Source organism: Geomonas silvestris (assembly GCF_014193515.1).
In the GTDB taxonomy this organism is placed as follows: domain Bacteria; phylum Desulfobacterota; class Desulfuromonadia; order Geobacterales; family Geobacteraceae; genus Geomonas; species Geomonas silvestris.
In genome coordinates this window covers 186,367-207,190 of the sequence record NZ_BLXX01000005.1, presented here as the reverse complement: position 1 = coordinate 207,190, position 20,824 = coordinate 186,367, and the positions used below count along the sequence as shown (strand labels likewise).

Here is a 20,824-nt window from a genome sequence, read left to right as displayed (position 1 = left end):
AATGGTTATCAAATGGTATCTCTAGGTCAGAAGGCAAAAACCTTGTAGATCAGCACATTGTCGAGGCAGCACACGTGGACCGGCATATCTTGCACCTTACCGTACCAGCTTTTCCCATCGCCCTGGCCCGCGTGCTCCAGTCGCAGCTGCGGGGGAGACCGGTTGCCGTGGCGCCGCTCAACTCCGAGCGCGCCCTGCTGCAGTGCGTGTCAAGCGAGGCTGCGGCGGAAGGGGTCCATGCCGGCACACCCATCTTCCAGGCGCGCAAGAGCTGCCCGTCGCTCATCGTCATTCCACCCGACCCGCACCTTTTGACCAAGGGGAGCCGGGCGCTCACCGAGCTCTCGGCCGAGTTCACCCCGGTCGTAGAGTCGGGTCTTGGGCGTGTCTACCTCGACCTGACCGGCTCGCGCCGGCTCTTTGGTCCGGCCCGCGACGTGGCGAGCCGGCTGGAGCGCCGCATCGCGCGGGACATGGGGCTCTCCGCCATGGCGGGTACCGGCGGCAACAAGCTGGTGTCGCGGGTGGCGGCCGACGCCATGGAACAGCCGGGTGTCTTCGACGTCTTCCACGGCGCAGAGCGCAGCTTCCTGGCCCCCTTCCCCGTCAAGGTGCTCCCGGGCGTGGGGGGTGCGCGCCAGGCGCTGCTCTTGCGCGATCTGAACCTGCAGCGGGTCGAACAGGTGGCCGAACTTTCGGTGCCGCAGCTGCGCCTCGCGGTCGGCCCCTTCGCGCCGCTTTTACACGACCGCGCCTGCGGCATCGACCGCACTCCCGTCCAGCCTCCCCGCTTGAGCACCGAGATCGTAGAGGAAGGGTTCCTGGGCCAAGACGAGAACGACGACGCGGTGATTTTGAGCGAACTCTTGCGCCTGGTGGAGGGGTGCGGGCTGAGGCTGCGCCGGATGGGCAAGGAGGCGCACACCGTATCGCTGGTCGTAAGCTACGTCGACGGCGTGACCGAGGAGGGGAAACGGTCCGCATCGGTGCCGCTCTCGCTCGACCTGGAGCTTCTGGACCTCGCCGAGGAGCTCTTCTTTGCCACCTGCAAAAGGCGCCAGCGCGTGCGGGGGCTACGCCTTGCCTGCGACCAGGTGGCTGCAGCGGCCGCGCAGCTGGAACTCTTCGCCCCTGCCACGCCGGTGCGCTCGCAAAAGCAGGTCGACCTGCAGGAGACCCTGGACCAGCTGCGCGCCAAGTACGGCGAGTCCTCGGTCCGCTGGGGGAAAGGGATCCCGGCGCGCCGCGAGCAGCTGTCCATGAGCGGCCCTGCGCCGGCGTGGGACCCGGAACGCTGCAAGTACATGACGGTCACCAAGAACTGACCCGGGAAGAATAGCCCTCCAATTTTGCAAGGTTCTTCCTAGAGGCCTCGGCACTCTGACTCTCGGGCCACGAAGAATTGGGGCCGTTGCCGCGCCCCCCCCTTTGCGAAGGGGGAGGATTTAGCCCTGTGGCAAACGAGAAGTGGTAGCAACCTGAATCGAATCCCCTCTATCTCCCCTTCGCTAAGGGGAGGACGAGAGGTCACCAGCCACGCTTCGAGGAAACAACGTCGCTGTCCACGCTTTTCAGAAGATTCACGGCAGAGCTGATTATTCCCCTTGCCGCACGTCATCATCGCAAAGGTCACATCCATGTTCGTCCATCTGCACGTCCACTCTGCGCTGTCGCCCAACTGGGGGTTGCATTCCCCGGAGCGGCTCTGCGCTTCGGCTCGGGCTCTTGGCTACCAGAGCCTCGCACTCACCGACCGTAACGGTCTCTACGTCATCCCCCGCTTTTTGCAGGCGGCCCAGGAGACCGGCATCACGCCGCTCATCGGGACCGAGGCGGTGACCGAGCGACATCGCGCGGTTCTCTTGGCCCGCAACGAAGAAGGCTACGCCAACATCTCGCGCCTTTTATCCGACCTGCACTGCCGCCGAGAGTTCGACCTGATCCAGGCGCTTACCGAGTACCGTCACAACGTGGTCGTCGCGAGCGACGACGCCAAACTCGTCACTGCCCTGAAACGCCAGTCGCCGGCCGCGCTCTTCGTGGAACTCTCCCCCGGGCACGCACTGCACCGCTCGCTCGCCCTGGCGCGCGACCTGAACCTCCCGCCGGTCGCCACGGCGCGGGCACTCATGCTCGACCGCGGCGAATTTCACCTGCATCGCGTGCTGCGGGCCATCCACCTGAACAGCAAGCTTTCCCGCCTGAAGCAGGAAGAGAGCGCCTGCGATGCCGACCTGCTCTTCCCGGCGCAGCGTATGGCTGAGTTCTTCCCGCACTGCCCCGAGGCGCTGGAAAACACCCTCCACGTCGCGGAACTCTGCCGCAACGAGTGGGATTTCTCCCGCACCATATTCCCTGCCTTCCGCGACCTGGGGAACGACAGCGCCTTTTTGGAATTGCAGCGCCGCGCGCATCAGGGGGCGCTCTGGCGCTACGGCTGTCTCGACGAGAAGACAGAGACCCGGCTTGCCAAGGAGCTCGGCATCATCCGCGACAAGGGGTTCGCGCACTACTTCCTGGTGGTGGAGGAGATCTCCAAACAGTCGGAGCGGACCTGCGGCCGGGGGAGTGCCGCCGCCTCTTTGGTCGCCTACTGCCTGGGGATCACCCACGTCGACCCGATCCGCCACAACCTCTTCTTCGAGCGTTTCCTGAACGAAGGGCGCACCGACCCGCCGGACATCGACATCGATTTCCCCTGGGACGAGCGCGACGCCATCCTCGATTTCGCCTTCGCCCGCTACGGCGCCCAGCGCGCCGCCATGGTCTCCAACCACGTCGGATTCAAAGGGCGCTCCGCCCTGCGCGAGGTGGCCAAGGTGTACGGGCTGCCGGACTACGAGATCAAGGAGATGACCGAGCGGGTCTCCGGTTTCTGGAAATCGGAGCAGACGGCGGCCGCCATCACGTCGCACCCGCTGTTCAAGGGGGAGCGGATCTCTGCGGACTGGCAGGAGATTATCGACACCGCCCAGCGCCTGGGAGGACAGTTGCGCCACCTTTCGCTGCACTGCGGCGGCCTGGTCATCGTCCCGGACGAGATCCGCAAGTACGTCCCGGTCGAGCTCTCGCGCAAGGGGCTGCCGCTCATCCAGTGGGAGAAGGACCAGGCGGAGGACTCCGGGCTGGTGAAGATCGATATCCTTGGGAACCGTTCCTTGGCCGTGATCCGCGACGCCATGGCCGCCGTGAAAAAAGAGGGGGACGGCGCGATCGATTACGCCTCCTGGCGCCCGCTCGAGGACGCAAAGACCCAGGAGATCCTGCGCCGCGGACTTACCATCGGCTGTTTCTACCTCGAATCCCCCTCGATCCGGCTTTTGCTGCGCAAGATCTGGAGCAGTACGGCCACCAGTGCAACCTTCGGGCTGGACCTCTTCGAGGTGCTGGTGCAGGCCTCCTCCATCATCCGGCCGGCCGCCAACAGCTTCATCCAGGAGTACGTCGCGCGGGTGCAGGGGAAGCCTTGGAGCCACCTGCACCCGCTTTTGGAGAGCGTCCTCGACGAGACGTTCGGGATCGCCATCTATCAGGAGCAGATCACCCAGATCGCCATGGAACTCGCCGGTTTCTCCGCCTATGAGGGGGACCAGCTGCGCAAGATCATCACCAAGAAACACCGCGAGAAGCGCCTTGCCGACTACCGCGTCAAGTTCTTCGCGGGGGGCGTCGCGCGCGGGGTAACGGAACCGGTCCTTGCCGAGATCTGGGAGCAGATCCTCTCCTTCTCCGGCTACTCCTTCTGCAAACCGCACTCCGCGAGCTACGCGCTCCTAAGCGGCAAGGCGGCCTTCATGAAGGCTCACCACCCGGCCCCCTTCATGGCAGCGGTCATCTCGAACCAGGGTGGCTACTACTCCGCCTTCGCCTATATCTCGGAGGCCCGGCGGCTCGGGCTCGCCATCCTGCCGCCGGACGTCAACGACAGCGACTACCCGTACACCGGTGCGGGGCAGGGCCTCAGGGTAGGGCTCATGCAGATCGACGGGCTGACCCGGGACGGGGCGGAAAAGCTCTTGAAGGAGCGCGAACGCGGCAGGTTCAGCTCCTTCAAAAACTTCCTGGCACGGGTCAAGGTGACCAGGGTGGACGGCGAGCGGCTCATCAAGGCGGGATGCTTCGACAGTATCGAGGGGCTTAAGCGGCGTCCGGCGCTCTTGTGGGAACTCTTGCACTCCCAGCAGCAGACGACGGGGCTCCTCTTCGAGCAGCAGACCGAGCTCCCCGCCCCGCCCCCCTACGACGCACGCCAGGTACTGCGCCAGGAGACCGAGAGCCTCGGGTTTCTGGTCTCGCGCCACCCGCTTACCCTGTACAAGGAGGCCTGGCTCAGGCACCGCCCCATCAAGGGGGCCGAGATGATGGACTACGCGGGGAAGTGGGTGACCATGGTGGGGTGGTGGATCACCACCAAGATGGTGGAGGACAAGCGCGGCAGGCCGATGGAGTTCGTCTCGTTCGAGGACGTGAGCGCCATCTTCGACGCCACCTTCTTCCCCGATGTCTACGCGAGGTTTTGCCGCAAGCTCTCCCAGCGCAGGCCCTACCTCATCAAGGGGATCGTCGAGGTGGAGTTCGGCGTGGCGACGTTGCGGGTGAAATGGGTCGGCTTTCTGGACGAATGACGGACCGGCAAAAAAATGCCCCCACGGCGGACCGAGGGGGCGAGCGGAACAAAACATGACTGTAGCGGGTCACCGTACCTGAAGTGATTAGCGTCTCCAGCCCCGCTGCATCAGCACACGCTGGGCCGGGGTATGGTGCATGTCGGCGGCGGCCTGGATGAGGGCCTGGGCCAGGAACTCGGTCTCCGGCTGGGCCACGAAATGCTCGCCCTGCCAGAGCAGAAAACGCGGGTCCTGCTCTTCGAGCGACTCCTGGGCCACTTCGAGGAAGGCTTGGGCGGTCTCAGGGCACTGCGGCACGCCCTGCCCCATCGCGTAGAGCGACGCCAGCCTGATCTGCGATTTGAAGTGGCCGTACTCGGCGGCGCGGCGGTACCAGTAAGCGGCTTCGAAGGAGTTCTGGTACTCAGCCTCCTTGTCGTAGATGAGCGCCAGGTAGTACATGGCTGCCGGGTCGCTCTTGGCCGCGCCGACATAGAGCAGTTCCAGGGCCGCTTCGATGTCTTTCGGGCCGTTTTTACCGAACAGGTACATCTCGGCCAGATAGACGGTGCTGGGGAGGTATTCGTCGTCGGAGGCGCCCTCGAGAAGCAGGCGGGCGTAATCCGGATCGTAGGGGACCGCCACCCCCTCCAGGTGCAGTTTGGCCAGTTCGTGCTTGGCCTGGGAGATTCCTCCCTTTGCCGCGGTGGCGAGGAATTCGGCAGCTCTCGCGGTGTCGCGCACCACCCCCTCGCCGGTCAGGTACATGATCCCGAAGGCGAGAGCGCGGGTTGCCTCGAACGCGGAGACCGACGAGGAGAGCAGTCCCTTCTTGCGCAGTTCGCTGCTGCGCTGTTTGAAGTCGATCAGCTTGTCATTGTGCGTGGTGGGAGTGCTGTCATTTTCGCAAGCGCAGTTGCAGGACTCCTGTTCGTCGGGAGCCGTGCACTCGCATTTCTGTATGCCTGTGCCGTGCAGAGTGTCCTTTGTCATTGCAGTACCTCATCAAATGCAACATGAAAGGGTTTGACCGTAAATCCAGTACACCTTGATGCTGTAGTGTTACAACTTACATGCCACAATATGACGTACCTTCATCGATACACACAAGCCTTTGATTCTGCGCGCGTTAGGATAGAAGCACGTGCACACGTGGGAGAGCAGAACCCCTGCCAATTTTCGTTATATGACGTAACGCTCCTGCAAAAACAGCGAAGGGCCGGAGTTGCCGCCGGCCCCATCCCGGTTACCCGGGGACGTCATTCCCGGTGCCGGCTAGTTGGTCGCTTCTGCCGGTATCCCGGGCAGCGCTGCCTTGTTGATACGCAGGACCAGGCCCGCGGCGAGCAGGCAGATGACACCCGACAGCAGGAAGGCAACCAGGTAGTCGCCCAGGTAGGTGCGCACCGTGCCGGCGAAGGTGGCGGCGAGCGCGGCACCTACTTGGTGACTCGCGAAGATCCAGCCGAACATCACGCCGACGTTCTCCCTGCCGAAGGAGTCGGCGGTGAGCCGGACGGTGGGGGGCACCGTGGCGATCCAGTCGAGGCCGTAGAAGATGGCGAAGGCGGTGAGGCTCCAGTGCGGCCCGCCCAGCGCGAAGGGGAGCCCCATCAGGGAGAGCCCGCGCAGGCCATAGTAGCAAAAGAGCAGGTTGCGGCTGTCGTAGCGATCGGAAAGCCACCCCGACAGGGTAGTACCGACCAGGTCGAGAACCCCCATCATGGCGAGCAGCCCGGCGGCTTGCACCTCGGGGATGCCGTGATCGACGCAGGCCGGGATGAGGTGGGTGCCGATAAGCCCGTTGGTGCTCGCCCCGCAGACGAAGAAACTTGCCGCCAAAAGCCAGAAGTCCCGGGAGTGCAACCCGCGCTGCAACCCGCTAATGGCGACCTTGAAGGGGTTGCCGGTAGGACGCAGCAGGGTCTGGTCCGGTTCGTCCTTGGGTGCTCCGTACGGCTTGAGGCCGATGCTCTCGGGATAGTTGCGCATGACGAGCAGCACCAGGGGGAGAATGGCCAGCGCGGCGCAGGCGATGAGCAAGGCGGCGCTGCGCCACCCCTTGGTTTCGGTGAGTGACGCCAGGTAGGGGAGAAAGAGGAGTTGTCCCGTCGCGACGCTGGCGGTCAGTACCCCCATCACGGTCCCCTGCCCCTTCCGGAACCAGCGCGCGGTGACCGTGGCGCTCAGGCTGTTGGTGAGCATACCGGCGCCGCAGCCGACCAGCACCCCCCAGATGAGCGCCATGTGCCAGGGGCGGGTCATGAGGGTCGTGGCGCTGACGCCGACGGTGAGCAGGGTGAGCGCGATGGCCATGGTGCGCCTGACCCCGATCTTGTCGTAGAAGGCGGCGGCAAAGGGGCCCATGAGACCGTAGAGCAACAGGTTCACCGAGATGGCGATGGAGATGGTGGCGCGCGACCAGCCGAACTCGTGCTCAAGCGGAACGATGAGCACCCCGGGTGTGGACCTGATCCCCGCGACGGTGAGCAGGGTCACAAAGGTGATGGCGGCTACGAACCAGGCGTAGTGCAGGCGGCGCCCTTTTTCCGGCGGCGGGTTCTGGTAACTGGTTACGTCGTCATGATGTGCCACGGGGATTCCTCCATATAGTTCAAGCGATGTGATCGGAAAGGGTTTCCAGGGAGGTTACCAAGGTGGTTAATTGCTGCAGGGCAGCGCTTCCCAGGTGATCTTCTACCTGTTGTTGCGCCTGCACCCACAGCGGCCTCGCTTTTTCCACCATCTGGCGTCCCGCCTCGGTGATGCGGATGGCGCGCTCCCGCGGGTCGGTGACCTCTGGGTGCTCCTCGATGAAGCCGGCCGCCTCAAGGCTTTTCAGGTTGCGCACCAGGGTGGTGCGGTCCAGCCTGAGGATCCTGGCGAGGTTACTGCTGCTCAAGGGGCCCGAGCGCGCCACGTTGGCCAGGACCGAGTACTGGGTGATCTTCAGGTCGACCGGCTCCAGGGCCTTGTCGTAGATCCGGGTGATCGCCCGCGAGGCCCGGCGCAGATTGACGCAGCTGCAGATGCTGGGGTTCTGGTTGGGTATTTTCATGTCTCGTGTCCTTGAACTATGCGTGTATATGCACGTATATCATCTGAGTCATTTCAGCGTCAACCGCAAATCCTTCTCGGAAACCTCCGCGATACAAAAAAAGCCCGGCCTCCCTTTCGGGGGACCGGGCTTTTCAGCTAGGCTCAAACTCGACCTTAGTCGACCGACTTCCTGAGGAAGGTCGGGATGTCGTACTGGTCCTCGTCTTCCATCATGAAGCTGTTGCGGTTGCTGGTGCGGGTGTCGCGCTGCTGCTTCTCGCGGATGAAGGTCGGGATCTCGCGGTTGATCTCGGTCTGCTTGACGAGCGGTGCCACGTTCTTCATCTCGTGACGCCCCTTCTCGAGATCGAAGCGGTCGCCGAAGCCGGTGGCGATGGCGGTGATCTTGATGGTCTCTCCGAGGCTCTCGTCGATCACCAGACCGATGATGATGTTGGCGTCCTCGTGCACCTTCTCGTGGATGATCTTGCTCGCCGCGTCGAACTCGTCCATGGTCATGGAGGCGGAACCGGAGATGTTGACCAGGACCCCCTTGGCGCCGGAGATGTCGATGTCCTCGAGCAGCGGGCTCGAGATGGCGCGGACTGCAGCGTCGATGGCGCGGTTTTCGCCGTTCCCCAGGCCGATGCCCATCATCGCCATGCCGCGCTCGCTCATGATGGCTTTCACGTCGGCAAAGTCGACGTTGATCAGGCCGGACTGGGTGATCAGGTCGGAGATACCCTGCACCGCCTGACGCAGCACGTCGTCGGAGGGCTTGAAGGCGTCCAGGATGGACATGGACTTGCCGGCCAGGCCGAGCAGACGGTCGTTGGGGATCACGATCAGGGAGTCGACGTGCTTCTTGAGCTCCTTGATACCGTCCTCACCCTTGGCCAGGCGCTGACGCCCTTCGCGGGTGAACGGCTTGGTCACCACGCCGACGGTGAGGGCACCCTGCTCGCGGGCCACCTCGGCGATGACGGGAGCCGCGCCGGTACCGGTGCCGCCGCCCATACCGGCTGCGATGAAGATCATGTCGGCGCCTTTGAGCGCCTCGGCCAGCTTCTCCTTGTCCTCTAAGGCAGCGTCGCGCCCCACGTTGGGGTTCGCGCCGGCGCCGAGGCCCTTGGTCAACTGGGCTCCGAGCTGGATCTTCACGGGCGACTTCGACATGCGAAGCGCCTGAGCATCGGTATTAGCAACGATGAAATCGACCCCGGTCACGCCGCATGCGATCATGGTGTTAACGGCGTTGCCACCGGAACCACCGACACCTATGACCTTTATCTTTGCACTCTGGTCGATACTTTCATCGAACTGAAACATATTCGCCCTCCCCTTTTTGTCGCGCCCCCCGGCGGATAATCTATATTAGGCGTTTTTATACAGGTTTTTGCCGACGATTGGAAGCTCAAAATGCCGTCAAAAGACGTTTTTTTAGAAGAACTCTCCGAACCATTCCTTCATTCTTCTGGTCACCCTGCGAAAGACAGTATCATCGGTCTGCGCCGTCGGGAATTCATGAACACCGACGTTTTTGCTGCCATACACCACAAGGCCTACTCCAGTCGCGTAAACAGGTGAATTCACTACGTCGGTCAGTCCACCAATACGCTGCGGCAGTCCACGGCGCACCGGCAGGTTGAAAATCTGCTCGGCGAGCTCCGGCATGCCTTCCAAAATGGTGCTGCCGCCGGTGATCACCACGCCCGAGGCGATCAGGTCCTCGAGGCCGCTCTTCACGATCTCGCGGTTCACCAGGGTGAAGATCTCCTCGACGCGCGGCTCGAGGATCTCGCACAAAAGCTGGCGCGACAGGATGCGCGGCTTGCGGCCCCCCACGCTGGGGACCTCGATGGTCTCGTCCTTGCCGACCAGCGAGGAGAGGCAGCAGCCGTACTTCTGCTTGATGCGCTCGGCCTCGGCCATCGGGGTCCTGAGCCCCACGGCGATGTCGTTGGTGAGGTGGTTGCCGCCCAGGGAGAGCACCGAGGTGTGCTTGATGGCGCCGTCCACGAAGATGGCGATATCGGTGGTGCCGCCGCCGATGTCGACGAGCGCCACACCCAGTTCCTTCTCGTCGGCCGAGAGCACCGCCTCGGAGGAGGCGAGCTGCTCGAGCACGATGTCGGCGACCTCGAGCCCCGCGCGGTTGCAGGACTTCACGATGTTCTGGGCGCTCGCCACCGCGCCGGTGACGATGTGCACCTTGGCCTCCAGGCGCACGCCGCTCATCCCGAGCGGTTCGCGGATGCCGTCCTGGTCGTCGATGATGAACTCCTGGGGGAGGATGTGGATCACCTCGCGGTCCATCGGGATGGCGATCGCCTTGGCCGCTTCGATGACGCGTTTCACGTCCTCGGGGGAGACCTCGCGGTTCTTGATGGCGATGACGCCCTGGGAGTTGAACCCTTTGATGTGTCCGCCGGCGATCCCCGCGTAGACCGACTTGATCTCGCAGCCGGCCATGAGCTCCGCCTCCTCGATCGCCTTCTTGATCGACGCGACGGTGCTTTCGATGTTGATCACCACGCCTTTCCTGAGCCCCTTCGACGGACTGGTGCCGATCCCGACGATGTCGAGGCCGTCCTCGGTCAGGTTCCCCACGATGGCGCAGATCTTGGTCGTGCCGATGTCGAGACCTACGATCAGATTATCCCTTTTGCCGGACATGCTCCCCCCTTGTTACTACGCTTTTTTCACTATGATCTTGTCACTGTAATCCAGGTCAATGTAGTCCAACGCCTGCATCTGGGGCTTGAGGTCCCGGTAGATGTTCCCCAGGCGCGCCAGCTTGTCGGAGAAGCCACCGTTGCCGAGCTTCACCGGGACTCCCCCCTGCATGGTGAACAGGGTGAAGCCGTAGCCCTTGTCGTAGTGGATCTCGGAGACGTCCTCGAGGCTGAACACGCGGCCGGCCTTGAGGCTGTCGATGAGCGCCAGCGCGTCCTTGAGCGCCTCCTTGCTCCCGTTGGGATCGCTCTGCACGTCCTGCTCGCTGAGCCCGGTGATGAGCGGGTAGTCGAGCTGGTCCCCCTCCATGAGCGGCTTGAAGAGCTCGCCCTTGGTGTCCACGTAGTAGAGGCAGCCGACGTTGGCGACCGCACGCGGCGTGCGCTCGGCGAGCCTGATGGAGAGGGTGTGCGGGAAGAAGCGCTGCACCTGGACCTTCTCGATCCACGGGTTCTTGGAGAGTTCTTCCGCTATTTCCTTAAGCTTGATGCCGAGCATGGCGTCGCCCGGCTTTACCCCGGCGAGCGCGACGATCTCGCTGCGCGAGAGGCGGGTGAGCTGCGACACCTCGATGGTTTCCAGGCACAGGAAGGTCGTGCGTGACACCAGACGGTAAAGCTGCACGCTGCCGAAAACGAGCGCGCCAACGAGCGCCGCCCCTCCGATCCCCCGGGATAGCCAGGTAAGGATCGGGCGCCAGTTGATCGGCTTCCGCTGTTTGGGTGCTTTCTTCACCCGGTTTTGCGGAGCTTGGCGCTTATTTTTGACGTGTAGGTCGCGCATGGATTACCGTAAATCTCCCCGACCGTCTGCCGGATAATAACTGACTGTTTTCACACTTTCGATTGCCGATTGTCAATTGTTTTTAACGTCTCCGGCGAATTTAAATCTTAAGCCCCGAACCGAGCAGGATCCGCTCGAGCAGTTCCGGGAAGTCGATCCCGGCCCCTCGGGCGATCTCGGGAAGGAGGCTTAGGTCGGTCATCCCGGGAAGCGTGTTCACCTCGAGGATGTAGGCCTCGCCCGCCTCGGTCACCAGGAAGTCGACCCGGCTGTAGCCGTCGCAGCTCAAGGCAGCATGCGCGACTTCGCCGGCGTTGAGGACCTCGGCGTAGATCTGGGCCGGCAGCCTGGCCGGCAGGATGTGCTCCGCCATGCCGGGGGTGTACTTCGCCTCGAAGTCGTAAAACTCGTTCTTGGGAACGATCTCGATGGCGCCCAGCGCCTTGCCGTGCAGGATGCCTACCTGCACCTCGCGGCCGTCGATGAAGCGCTCCACCAGCACCTGGTCGTCGTAGCGGAAGGCCTCGTCGAGGGCGGCGTCCATGTCGGCGGGATCCTTCACGATGCTGACCCCGACCGAGGATCCTTCGCGGGCCGGCTTCACCACCGCGGGAACCGCGAAGGAGAGCGGGCGCTTCTCGCCGCGGCGCAGCACCTGGTAGGGAGCGACGGTGAGCCCTGCGGAGCGGAAGACGATCTTCGAGAAGACCTTGTCCATGGCGAGCGCGCTGGCCAAGACGCCGGAGCCGGTGTAGGGGATGCCCATGAGCTCCAGGACACCCTGGACCGATCCGTCCTCGCCGAAGCGGCCGTGCAGGGCAACGAAGGCGATTTCGATTGCATCGGCCGAGAGCTGGCCCGGAAGGTCGCGGTTCACGTCGATGCCAACCGCCCGGTACCCCTTGGCCTTCAGGGTGGCGAGCACTGCGCCGCCGCTTTTCAAAGAGACCTCGCGCTCGGCGGAAAGCCCGCCCATCAGGACACCGATCTTCTTCTTTTTAAGCTCCTCAAGCGTCATGTTCGTATTCCTTCGTATCGTTAGTCTTCCCCGACGATCCGGACTTCTTCCTGCAGCTCGATGCCGCTTTGTGCGAGCACCTTCTCCTTGATGAGCGCCGCCAGTTTCAGGAAATCGCCCGCGCTGGCGCCGCCGCGGTTCACCAGGAAGTTGGTGTGTACCTCGGAGACCTGCGCGCCGCCTACCTGGCACCCGCGCAGGCCGGCCAGGTCGATGAGCTGCCAGGCCTGCTGCCCCGGCGGGTTCTTGAAGAACGAGCCGGCATTGGGAAAGCCGACCATCTGCGCCCCTCCGCGGTGCGCCAGAAAATCCGCCATGGTTTTTTCTATGCTGCTGCGCTCCCCCTGCTCCAACTGCAGCGTCGCGCCGACCACGACCTCCCCGGGTTGCAGGGTGAGGTAGCGGTAACCGAAGTCGAGATCGTCGCGCACTCTGCTGAGCACCTTGCCGCCGCGCACGGTCACCAGGCTCTCCACCCGCTTGAGCGTCTCGCCTCCGTGGGCGCCGGCGTTCATGGTGAGCGCGCCGCCGAAGCTGCCGGGGATGCCGACCAGGAACTCGACACCGGTCAGGGAGTGTTCGGCTGCTACCTTGCAGAGCCTTCCGTTGATCACCCCCGCACCGACCTCCAGCCGCAGCCCGGGGAGCGGCGTCACTTCATCGAGGCGTTTCAGGGATACGGCACAGCCGCGGAATCCGCCGTCGCGGACCAGGAGGTTGTAGCCGCCCCCCACCGCGAAGTAGGGGATCTTTTCCTTGTGCAACACGGCCAGGGCGTTCTGCAGGTCGATTAGGTCCGCCGGCTCCAGGTAGAGGTCGACCGGACCGCCCACCTTGAGCGAGCTGTGGCGCGCCATCGGCTCGTTTCTTTTGGCGTCGCCGCGCAGCCCGGCCAGCACGGTTTCCAGACCGCCGGTCAAGGTTACTGCTCTCCCTTGGCAGCCAGCCGCTCCAGCATCACCTCGCCCACCTGCCAGATGTTACCGGCACCCAGGGTGAGCAGGATGTCGCCCGGCTGCAGCACCTGCTCCAGGTGCTGGTAGAGCGCCTCGCGGTCCGAGATCCAGGTGACGTCCTTCTGCCCGTGCCTGCGGATCCGGGTGCTGAGCGCTTCGGCGGTTACCCCTTCGATAGGGGCCTCGCCCGCGGGGTAGATGTCGGTGAGGAGCAAGACGTCGGCGTCGTGGAACGCGGTGACGAACTCCTCGAAGAGTTCCTTGGTGCGCGAGTAGCGGTGCGGCTGGAACGCGACGACCAGGCGGCGGTCCCATCCCGATTTGGCGGCTGCCAGGGTGGCGCGGATCTCGGTCGGATGGTGGCCGTAGTCGTCGACCACCATGACGCCGTTGGCGCCGCCTTTCATCTGGAAGCGGCGTCCCACTCCGCCAAAGGCTGCGAAGCCCGCCTGGATCGTCTCGAACGGGACGTCGAGTTCCATGGCGACCGCGATGGCGGCGAGGGCGTTCAAGACGTTGTGGGCGCCGGGCATGGCGAAGGAGATCTCGCCCAGGCGGGTCCCCTTGTGGTGCGCGACGAAGCTGGTCGAGAAGCCGGAGAGTTTCACCTCGGTGGCGCGGAAGTCGGCCTGGGCCGAGAGGCCGTAGCTCGTGAAGCGCTTCTTCACCTTGGGGAGGATCTCCGCCACGTTCGGGTTATCGAGGCAGAGGACCGCCAGCCCGTAGAAGGGGACCTTGTTGATGAACTCGACGAAGGTGTCCTTGATCTCCTCGATGCCGCTGTAGAAGTCCAGGTGGTCGGCATCGATGTTGGTGACCACGGCGATGGTCGGCGACAGGAGCAGGAAGGAGCCGTCCGACTCGTCCGCCTCGGCCACCAGGAACTGCCCCTGCCCCAGGCGCGCGTTGGTGCCGATGGAGTTCAAGCGCCCTCCGATCACGATGGTCGGGTCGATCCCCCCCTTGGAGAGGAGCGTCGCCACCATGGAGGTCGTGGTGGTCTTGCCGTGGGTGCCAGCCACCGCGATGCCGTACTTCATGCGCATGAGCTCGGCGAGCATCTCGGCGCGCGGGATGACCGGGATCAGGTTCAGGTGCGCCTCGACCACCTCGGGGTTGTCGTCGTGCACCGCGGAGGAGATCACCACCACGTCGACGTTTTTCAGGTTTTCCTTGGCGTGGCCAAAGTAGATCTCGCCCCCCAACCCGGCCAGCCGCTCGGTGATCTCCGAGGCGCGCAGGTCGGAGCCGGATACCTTGTAGCCCAGGTTCAAGAGCACCTCGGCGATGCCGCTCATGCCGATGCCGCCGATGCCGACGAAATGGATCTTCTCTATTTTTCCGTACACGAAAACTCCTAAAGGCTGTTCTAGGTTCTATGTTCTACGTTCTAGGTTGAGAATCTTCCCTGCCGGTTCCTGGTCCTCCCGGAGAACGGTAAACCGACCGCAAGTTTCGCTTCTGGTTCTAACGTAGAACCTAGAACGTAGAACGTAGAACCGGTTTCTCAGGTTTCTATTTTTCCATCATCGCCGTGACGATGACCTGGGCGGCGTCGAGTTGGGCAAGACTCCGGGCGTTGCGCTCCACGGCGGCCAGCCGCTTCGGGTCTTCCATGAGCTCGAGCAGCTGCTTGGCCAATACCTCGCCGCTCAGGTCGTCCTCGACGATCAGGAAGCCGGCCCCCTCGTTCACCAGCGACTCGGCGTTCTTGCGCTGGTGGTCGTCGGTCGCGTAGGGAAACGGTATGAACACGCAGGCCTTGCCGCAGGCGGTGATCTCGGCGATGGTGGTCGCCCCGGCGCGGCAGACGACCAGGTCGGCGGCTCCGTAGGCGGTGGACATGTTGTCGATGAAACTCGACACCTGGGCCTGGAAACCGGCAGCGCGATAGGCGTCCCGCACCAGCGCCTGGTCCTTCTCGCCGGTCTGATGCGTGATGCGCAGCTTCTCCTTTACCCCTTCCAGAAAAGGAAGCGCCTCGATAACGGCGGTGTTGATCCGGTGCGCCCCGGCACTGCCGCCGAAGATCAACAGGCTGAAAGCTTCGGTTGCGCGCTGCTGCCGCTCCTGGAAGCCCCAGAGGATCTCCTTGCGGATCGGGTTGCCGGTCATGAGCGTGCGGTTCTTGGGGAAGAACCCCTCCGCCCCCTTCATGGAGATGAAGACGCGCTCCACGAAACGCCCCAAAAGCTTGTTGGCCAGGCCGGGGAAGGCGTTTTGCTCGTGGATGAAGCTCTTGATCCCCATGCCGCGTGCCGCCATCACCAGGGGCGCCGAGGCATAGCCGCCGACACCGAGCACCAGGTCGGGCTTGAACTCCTTTAAAATCTTGCGGGACTGTGCGTAGCCGTAGAGCATGCGCGCCGCACTCAGGACCTTCTTGGCGGTACCGAGCCCCTTCACGCCGCTTGCCGAAATGAGCGCCAGCGGGTAGCCGAGTTTGGGGAGCAGGCGCGCCTCGATGCCATGGCTCGTGCCGACGAAGAGCACCTCGTTCGCCGGGTTGAGCGCCAGGAACTCCTCGGCGATCGCTATGCCGGGAAAGAGGTGCCCCCCGGTGCCGCCTCCTGCAATGACCAGCCTCATGCCGCGACCCTCATCTTGGTGGACACGTTGAGCAGGATGCCCACCGCGCAGAGTGTGATGATCAGCGAGCTGCCACCGTAGCTCACGAAGGGAAGCGCGATCCCCTTGGTGGGGAGCATCCCGGTGACCACCGCCATGTTGATGAAACCTTCAAGGCCAATGAGGATCGCGATCCCGAACGCAAGGAAGCGACCGAAGTTATCCTCGGCCGCAATCGCCACCCGTATGGAGCGCTGCACCAGCAACAGGAACATGGAGGCTATCACGATGACGCCTATGAATCCGAGTTCCTCGCCGCATACCGACAGGATGAAGTCGGTGTGCGCCTCGGGGAGATAGAAGAGTTTCTGTTTTCCCTCACCGAGCCCCTGCCCGAAGACCCCGCCGGTCCCCAGCGCCAGCCAGGACTGGATGATCTGGAATCCCGCGTCCGTTGGATCCTGCCACGGATCCAGGAACGCCGTGATGCGCCGCATTCGGTAGGCCTTGGTGAAGATCAGGAAGCAGACGCCGGGGAGCGCCACCAACAGCATGCCGACGATGTACTGCACCCGGGTCCCGGCGGCGAAAAGCATCACGATGGCGACCGCCCCCATGGTCATGGCGGCCCCCATGTCGTGCTGGCACAAAAGCACCACGATGAAGACGCCCAGGATCAAGAGGTACGGGAAAAAGCCCGACATGAACTGCTTCAGCTTGTCCTGGCGCTTGTCCAGCGAGTAGGCCATATAGATGATGAGCGCCACCTTGGCCAGCTCGGAGGGCTGGAAGTTGAAGCCGGGAAGCCGGATCCAGCGCGAAGCCCCCTTGGCGGTCCCGCCTATGCCGGGGAGAAACACCAAGAGGAGCAGAAAAAAACAGGTGAAAAAGAGCGGCACCGCCCACTTCTTCCAGACGTGGTAGTCGATCTGCATCAAGATGCCCATGCCGATGAAACCAATCAGGGCGAAGAGCGACTGGCGCTTTAAAAAGTAGAACCCGTCGTGGAACTTCTTGGCGGCCATCACCGAGGAGGCGGAGTAGACCATGACCACGCCGAAGCAGGTGAGGATCACCGCCATGACGAGGACTATGATGTCGAACCCCTCTACCCGTTTCACCCCTTGGCCTCCTCTTCAAGCGCGCGCACCGCCGCCTTGAAGCGCTCGGCGCGCTCCGCGTAATCCTTGAACATGTCGAAGCTGGAGCAGGCGGGCGAGAAGAGTACCACGCCGCCCGGCTGGGTCAGTGTTCCCGCCAACTCGACCGCCTCCTCGAGGCTCGAGGTGAGGCGGGTGTCGGTCAGGTGGCCGAGCTCCTCGTTGATGCGCACCCGCGCCTCGCCGATCAGGATCAGGTGGCTCACCCGGTTGGCCACCAGTTCGGCGAGCGGCTGGTAGGAACCACCCTTGTCCTTGCCGCCGGCGATCAGGGTGATGTTGGCCGGGAAGCTCTCCAGCGACTTCACCACGCTCCCCACGTTGGTACCTTTGGAATCCTCGTACCAGGAGACGCCGTTAAACTCGGTGACGAACTCCATGCGGTGCGGCAGCCCCTTGAAGGTGCGGACCGCCTGGTAGGCGCAGTCGCCGTCGCAGCGCAGCAGGAGCGTCGCGGCGAGGCTCGCCATGATGTTGTCGAGGTTGTGCACCCCTTTGAGGCGGAAGCCGTCGGTACCGAAGCGGAGCACCTTGCCGTTGTGGGCGAAGGTGATGAACCCGTCGCGGTAGCTGATCCCCTCTTCCAGCTCCTGAAGCCGGCTCATCGGGAAGACGCGCGCCTTGAGCTTCCCGGCGCAGGCCGCGACCAGCGGGTCGTCGATGTTTAGGACCGCGAAGTCCTCGGAGGTCTGGTTCTCGAAGATGCGCAGCTTGGCGTCGATGTACTCCTGGAAGCTCGCGTAGCGGTCCAGGTGGTCCTCGGTCAGGTTCAAAAGCACCGCCACGTTGGGGCGCAGGCTCTCTATCCCCTCCAGCTGGAAGGAGGAGAGCTCCACCACCACGCGGTCCACGCGTTCGCCGGAGCTTGCCAGCTCGATGAGCGGCCGGCCGATGTTCCCCCCCACGAAGGTCTCCAAACCACAGGCCTTGAAGATCTCGCCGGTCAGGGTGGTCGTGGTGGTCTTCCCGTTGGTGCCGGTGATGGCGACCATGGGGGCCTCGATGAACCAGGAGGCGAGCTCGACCTCGCTCACCACGCGGCGGTGCTGGGAGCGCGCCATCAGAAGCGGCTTGATGTCCATCGGGACACCCGGGCTCACCACGATAAGGTCCGCCATCAAAAAGCTGTGCGGCACGTGGCGCCCCAGCTCCAGGTTGAGCTCCAGGTCGGCAAGTTCTGCCAGGCTCTCGGCCAGCTTCTCCTCGTCGCGCATGTCCGTCACGGTCACCTCGGCGCCCTGCTGCGCCAGAAAGCGCACCACCGCCACGCCCGTGCGGGCCAGACCTACCACCAAAACCTTTTTCCCGTTAAGTTCCATCGCTTTTCGCCTTGCCATGCCGAAGTCCGGGGCGGGCCCCGTCGGGGCGGATCGTCCCGAAAAACTCAGCATACTACCTGAAAACCACCCTCATTTGCGGAAAAAATGGTGAGTACCCGCTTAAGCCTTGCTACCTCATCTTCAGGGTCGAGATCGCCACCAGTGCGAGGATGATGGTGATGATCCAGAACCTCACGATGATCTTCGGCTCCGCCACCCCTTTCAGCTCGAAGTGGTGGTGGATCGGCGCCATCCGGAAGATGCGCTTGCCGCGGTACTTGTAGGAGCCGACCTGGAAGATCACCGAAAGTGCTTCGACCACGAAGACGCCCCCCACGATCACCAGGAGGATCTCCTGCTTGGTCAGGACCGCCAGGGTTCCCAGACCGCCGCCCAGAGCGAGCGAGCCGACGTCCCCCATGAAGACCTCGGCGGGGTACGAGTTGTACCAGAGGAAACCAAGGCCCGCGCCGATGACCGCGCCGCAGAGAACCGCCAGTTCGCCGGCACCCGGCACGTACGGGATCGCCAGGTAGCCTGAGAGCTTCGCGTTACCGGCGATGTAGCAAAAGAGCATGTAGGTCGCGGCGTTGATGGCGACCGGCCCGATGGCCAGGCCGTCCAGGCCGTCGGTGAGGTTCACCGCGTTGCTGGCCCCGACGATCACCACGGTGACGAACGGGATGAAGAGCAGCCCCAGCTCGGGGTGCACCTTCTTGAAGAAGGGGAGGTAGAGCTCGGTGGAAAAACCGGGGAGGTTGTAGAGCGTGATGGCGACGGCGCCCGCCAAAAGGATCTGCCAGAACATCTTCTGGCGCGGGGAGAGCCCTTTCGGGTTCTTCTCCACCACCTTTTTGTAGTCGTCGAAGAAGCCCAAGAGGCCGTAGCCGCCGATGATGAAGAGGGTAAGCCAGATGAAGGCGTTTCTTAGGTCGGCCCAGAGCAGGGTCGGTACGATGATGCAGACCAGGATGAGGACGCCACCCATGGTGGGGGTCCCCTGTTTTTTCAGGTGCGACTCGGGGCCGTCGGTGCGGATCACCTGGCGGGCCTGCAGCCCTTCCAGCTTGCGGATCACCCAGGGGCCCACGATGAAGGAGAGCACCAGCGCCGTGATCATGGCGTAGATGGTGCGGAAGGTTAAGTACTTGAAGACGTTGAAAAGCTTGTAGCTCGAGGCGAGCGGGAAGAGCAGGTGGTACAGCATCAGTTATTTCCTCCTTGCACCGGAGTCCCCAGGGCATCCCTCACCGCTTGCGCCACCCGCTCCATGCGCATGCCGCGGGAACCCTTGACCATTACACAATCGCCCGGTTGCAGCCAGGCCAGCAGGTCCCTGGCGATCTCTTCATGGCTCTGCGCCACCAGGACCTGATCGGATGTCATTCCGGCCTCGAGCGCACCTGCGGCCACCAGCGTGGCCAGGTCGCCCAGGAGGTAGAGCCGCTCCACATTGGCCGCGGCCTGTTTGCCGAGCTCGCGATGGGCCTCTTCGGTCCCCAGCCCGAGTTCGAGCATGTCGCCTAAAACCGCAACGGCACGACCGGCATCGCAGATCTCCTTGAGGGTCGTGAGTGCGGCGTTCATCGAGGCGGGGTTCGCGTTGTAGCTGTCGTCGACGAGCACCACTCCTGCGTGTTCTTCGAGCTGGAAACGCTTGTCGTACGGGGTGAAATCTTCGAGTCCCTGCTTGATCACCTCGCCGGGAATCCCCAGCGCGTAGGCCGCGGCCGCCGCTGCCAGCGCGTTGTAGATGTTGTGACGGCCGTACGCGGCGAGCTCTACCGGGAACTCCTCGTTCGGGAGCCGCAGGGTGAAGCTCTCCCCCTTCTTCCCCAGGCTCTTGATGGAGGCGCTGCTCACCTCGGCGCCGCGCAGCCCGAAGGTGAGCCGGTTCACGTCGGCGTGGGTCGGGCACTTGGAGATGAGGGGATCATCCACGTTGTAGATGGCATAGGCGCCGTCTTTCAGGCGCAGGAAGAGCTCTCCCTTGGCCTTGGCCACCCCTTCCACGCTCCCCAGGGTCTCCAGGTGCGCCGGGAAGGCGTTGGTGATGATCCCCAGGTCCGGTGCCGCGATCTCGGCCAGGCGGTCGATCTCGCCAAAGGCGCTCATCCCCATTTCCAGCACCGCCCAGCGCTCCTTGCCGGTCAGGCGCAAGAGGGTGAGCGGCAGGCCGATCAGGTTGTTCAGGTTCCCCTCGGTCTTGAGGCCGGGGCCGGTCTGGGTCAGGATGCGCGCCAGCATCTCCTTGGTCGTGGTCTTGCCGTTACTGCCGGTAATCCCCACCACCTTGATCTTGAAGCGGCGCCGGTGCCAGGCGGCCAGGTCGCCCAAGGCTTTGAGGGTGTCGGGAACCACGACCGCGGAGCAGCCGGCCGGAAGCTCATGAGCCGCCTGCCAGGCGCTGTCCACCAGGAAAAGGGTGACGCCGCGCTCGGCCGCAGCGCAGATGAAGTCATGGCCGTCGAAGCGCTCGCCCCGCAAGGCCACGAAGAGCTGTCCGCCGGAAACGCTGCGCGAGTCGGTGGAGACGCCGGTTGCGCTCGCGCCCGCCGCACCCAGCGTGGTTCCGCCGGTTGCCTGGGCCAGCTCTTCAAGGGTAAATGGTGCCATTACTGCTCCTGCTTATTTTCTA

16 protein-coding genes are annotated in these 20,824 nt (G+C 63.7%); 2 read left to right on the top strand and 14 right to left on the bottom strand.

All coding sequences use genetic code 11. The features are described 5' to 3' along the window. Nucleotides 1–74 precede the first annotated feature (74 nt). Both GMST_RS10395 and GMST_RS10390 read left to right on the top strand, forming a co-directional pair. Nucleotides 75–1,325 (top strand): DNA polymerase Y family protein, encoded by a 1,251-nt coding sequence (locus GMST_RS10395; RefSeq protein ID WP_183354582.1) that lies wholly within the window; start codon nucleotides 75–77, stop codon nucleotides 1,323–1,325. 312 nt (nucleotides 1,326–1,637) lie between these two features. Continuing rightward, nucleotides 1,638–4,625: a DNA polymerase III subunit alpha gene (locus GMST_RS10390; protein WP_183354581.1), complete on the top strand. Its 2,988-nt coding sequence runs from the start codon at nucleotides 1,638–1,640 to the stop codon at nucleotides 4,623–4,625. 87 nt (nucleotides 4,626–4,712) lie between these two features. Here GMST_RS10390 and GMST_RS10385 read toward each other — a convergent pair whose 3' ends face one another. The 14 genes from GMST_RS10385 to GMST_RS10320 form a co-directional block, all read right to left on the bottom strand. Further along, nucleotides 4,713–5,600, bottom strand: coding sequence for a tetratricopeptide repeat protein (locus GMST_RS10385; RefSeq protein WP_183354580.1), 888 nt, complete (start codon nucleotides 5,598–5,600; stop codon nucleotides 4,713–4,715). Nucleotides 5,601–5,882: 282 nt separating this feature from the next. Further along, a complete protein-coding gene (locus tag GMST_RS10380) occupies nucleotides 5,883–7,202 on the bottom strand; it encodes an MFS transporter (RefSeq protein ID WP_183354579.1) in 1,320 nt (439 codons plus the stop codon). A 19-nt stretch (nucleotides 7,203–7,221) separates the two neighbouring features. Beyond that, on the bottom strand, nucleotides 7,222–7,665 hold the full coding sequence (locus GMST_RS10375; protein ID WP_183354578.1) for a MarR family winged helix-turn-helix transcriptional regulator: 444 nt from the start codon (nucleotides 7,663–7,665) through the stop codon (nucleotides 7,222–7,224). A gap of 155 nt (nucleotides 7,666–7,820) precedes the next feature. Next, nucleotides 7,821–8,975, bottom strand: a complete 1,155-nt coding sequence (ftsZ, locus tag GMST_RS10370; protein ID WP_183354577.1) for a cell division protein FtsZ — start codon at nucleotides 8,973–8,975, stop codon at nucleotides 7,821–7,823. A gap of 111 nt (nucleotides 8,976–9,086) precedes the next feature. Further along, a complete protein-coding gene (gene ftsA, locus GMST_RS10365; protein ID WP_183354576.1) occupies nucleotides 9,087–10,322 on the bottom strand; it encodes a cell division protein FtsA in 1,236 nt (411 codons plus the stop codon). Nucleotides 10,323–10,337: 15 nt separating this feature from the next. After that, a complete protein-coding gene (locus GMST_RS10360; protein WP_183354575.1) occupies nucleotides 10,338–11,165 on the bottom strand; it encodes a cell division protein FtsQ/DivIB in 828 nt (275 codons plus the stop codon). A 100-nt stretch (nucleotides 11,166–11,265) separates the two neighbouring features. After that, nucleotides 11,266–12,183 carry a D-alanine--D-alanine ligase gene (locus tag GMST_RS10355; protein ID WP_183354574.1) on the bottom strand — a complete coding sequence of 306 codons (918 nt, stop codon included), beginning with the start codon at nucleotides 12,181–12,183 and terminating at the stop codon, nucleotides 11,266–11,268. A 20-nt stretch (nucleotides 12,184–12,203) separates the two neighbouring features. Then, nucleotides 12,204–13,103, bottom strand: coding sequence for a UDP-N-acetylmuramate dehydrogenase (gene murB, locus GMST_RS10350; RefSeq protein ID WP_281380025.1), 900 nt, complete (start codon nucleotides 13,101–13,103; stop codon nucleotides 12,204–12,206). A gap of 2 nt (nucleotides 13,104–13,105) precedes the next feature. Then, nucleotides 13,106–14,488, bottom strand: a complete 1,383-nt coding sequence (gene murC / locus GMST_RS10345) for a UDP-N-acetylmuramate--L-alanine ligase (protein ID WP_183354573.1) — start codon at nucleotides 14,486–14,488, stop codon at nucleotides 13,106–13,108. Nucleotides 14,489–14,654: 166 nt separating this feature from the next. Next, on the bottom strand, nucleotides 14,655–15,728 hold the full coding sequence (murG, locus tag GMST_RS10340; protein WP_183354572.1) for an undecaprenyldiphospho-muramoylpentapeptide beta-N-acetylglucosaminyltransferase: 1,074 nt from the start codon (nucleotides 15,726–15,728) through the stop codon (nucleotides 14,655–14,657). Next, nucleotides 15,725–16,828: a putative lipid II flippase FtsW gene (gene ftsW, locus GMST_RS10335; RefSeq protein WP_281380024.1), complete on the bottom strand. Its 1,104-nt coding sequence runs from the start codon at nucleotides 16,826–16,828 to the stop codon at nucleotides 15,725–15,727. The genes murG and ftsW overlap by 4 nt, the downstream gene beginning before the upstream one ends. After that, nucleotides 16,825–18,186 (bottom strand): UDP-N-acetylmuramoyl-L-alanine--D-glutamate ligase, encoded by a 1,362-nt coding sequence (murD, locus tag GMST_RS10330; protein ID WP_183354713.1) that lies wholly within the window; start codon nucleotides 18,184–18,186, stop codon nucleotides 16,825–16,827. The genes ftsW and murD overlap by 4 nt, the downstream gene beginning before the upstream one ends. A 130-nt stretch (nucleotides 18,187–18,316) precedes the next feature. Next, nucleotides 18,317–19,393, bottom strand: coding sequence for a phospho-N-acetylmuramoyl-pentapeptide-transferase (gene mraY / locus GMST_RS10325; RefSeq protein ID WP_183354571.1), 1,077 nt, complete (start codon nucleotides 19,391–19,393; stop codon nucleotides 18,317–18,319). Then, entirely contained in the window at nucleotides 19,393–20,802 is a 1,410-nt protein-coding gene (locus GMST_RS10320) for a UDP-N-acetylmuramoyl-tripeptide--D-alanyl-D-alanine ligase (RefSeq protein WP_183354570.1), read from the bottom strand. Before GMST_RS10320 ends, mraY begins: the two co-directional genes overlap by 1 nt. Nucleotides 20,803–20,824: the final 22 nt, after the last annotated feature.

Bases quoted from the DNA above. Each gene is read 5' to 3' on its own strand.
- GMST_RS10360 (WP_183354575.1), bottom strand. From the start codon at position 11,165: ATGCGCGACCTACACGTCAAAAATAAGCGCCAAGCTCCGCAAAACCGG.
- GMST_RS10375 (WP_183354578.1), bottom strand. From the start codon at position 7,665: ATGAAAATACCCAACCAGAACCCCAGCATCTGCAGCTGCGTCAATCTG.
- murG (WP_183354572.1), bottom strand. From the start codon at position 15,728: ATGAGGCTGGTCATTGCAGGAGGCGGCACCGGGGGGCACCTCTTTCCC.
- GMST_RS10355 (WP_183354574.1), bottom strand. From the start codon at position 12,183: ATGACGCTTGAGGAGCTTAAAAAGAAGAAGATCGGTGTCCTGATGGGC.
- mraY (WP_183354571.1), bottom strand. From the start codon at position 19,393: ATGCTGTACCACCTGCTCTTCCCGCTCGCCTCGAGCTACAAGCTTTTC.
- GMST_RS10390 (WP_183354581.1), top strand. From the start codon at position 1,638: ATGTTCGTCCATCTGCACGTCCACTCTGCGCTGTCGCCCAACTGGGGG.
- murD (WP_183354713.1), bottom strand. From the start codon at position 18,186: ATGGAACTTAACGGGAAAAAGGTTTTGGTGGTAGGTCTGGCCCGCACG.
- GMST_RS10385 (WP_183354580.1), bottom strand. From the start codon at position 5,600: ATGACAAAGGACACTCTGCACGGCACAGGCATACAGAAATGCGAGTGC.
- ftsZ (WP_183354577.1), bottom strand. From the start codon at position 8,975: ATGTTTCAGTTCGATGAAAGTATCGACCAGAGTGCAAAGATAAAGGTC.
- ftsA (WP_183354576.1), bottom strand. From the start codon at position 10,322: ATGTCCGGCAAAAGGGATAATCTGATCGTAGGTCTCGACATCGGCACG.
- GMST_RS10320 (WP_183354570.1), bottom strand. From the start codon at position 20,802: ATGGCACCATTTACCCTTGAAGAGCTGGCCCAGGCAACCGGCGGAACC.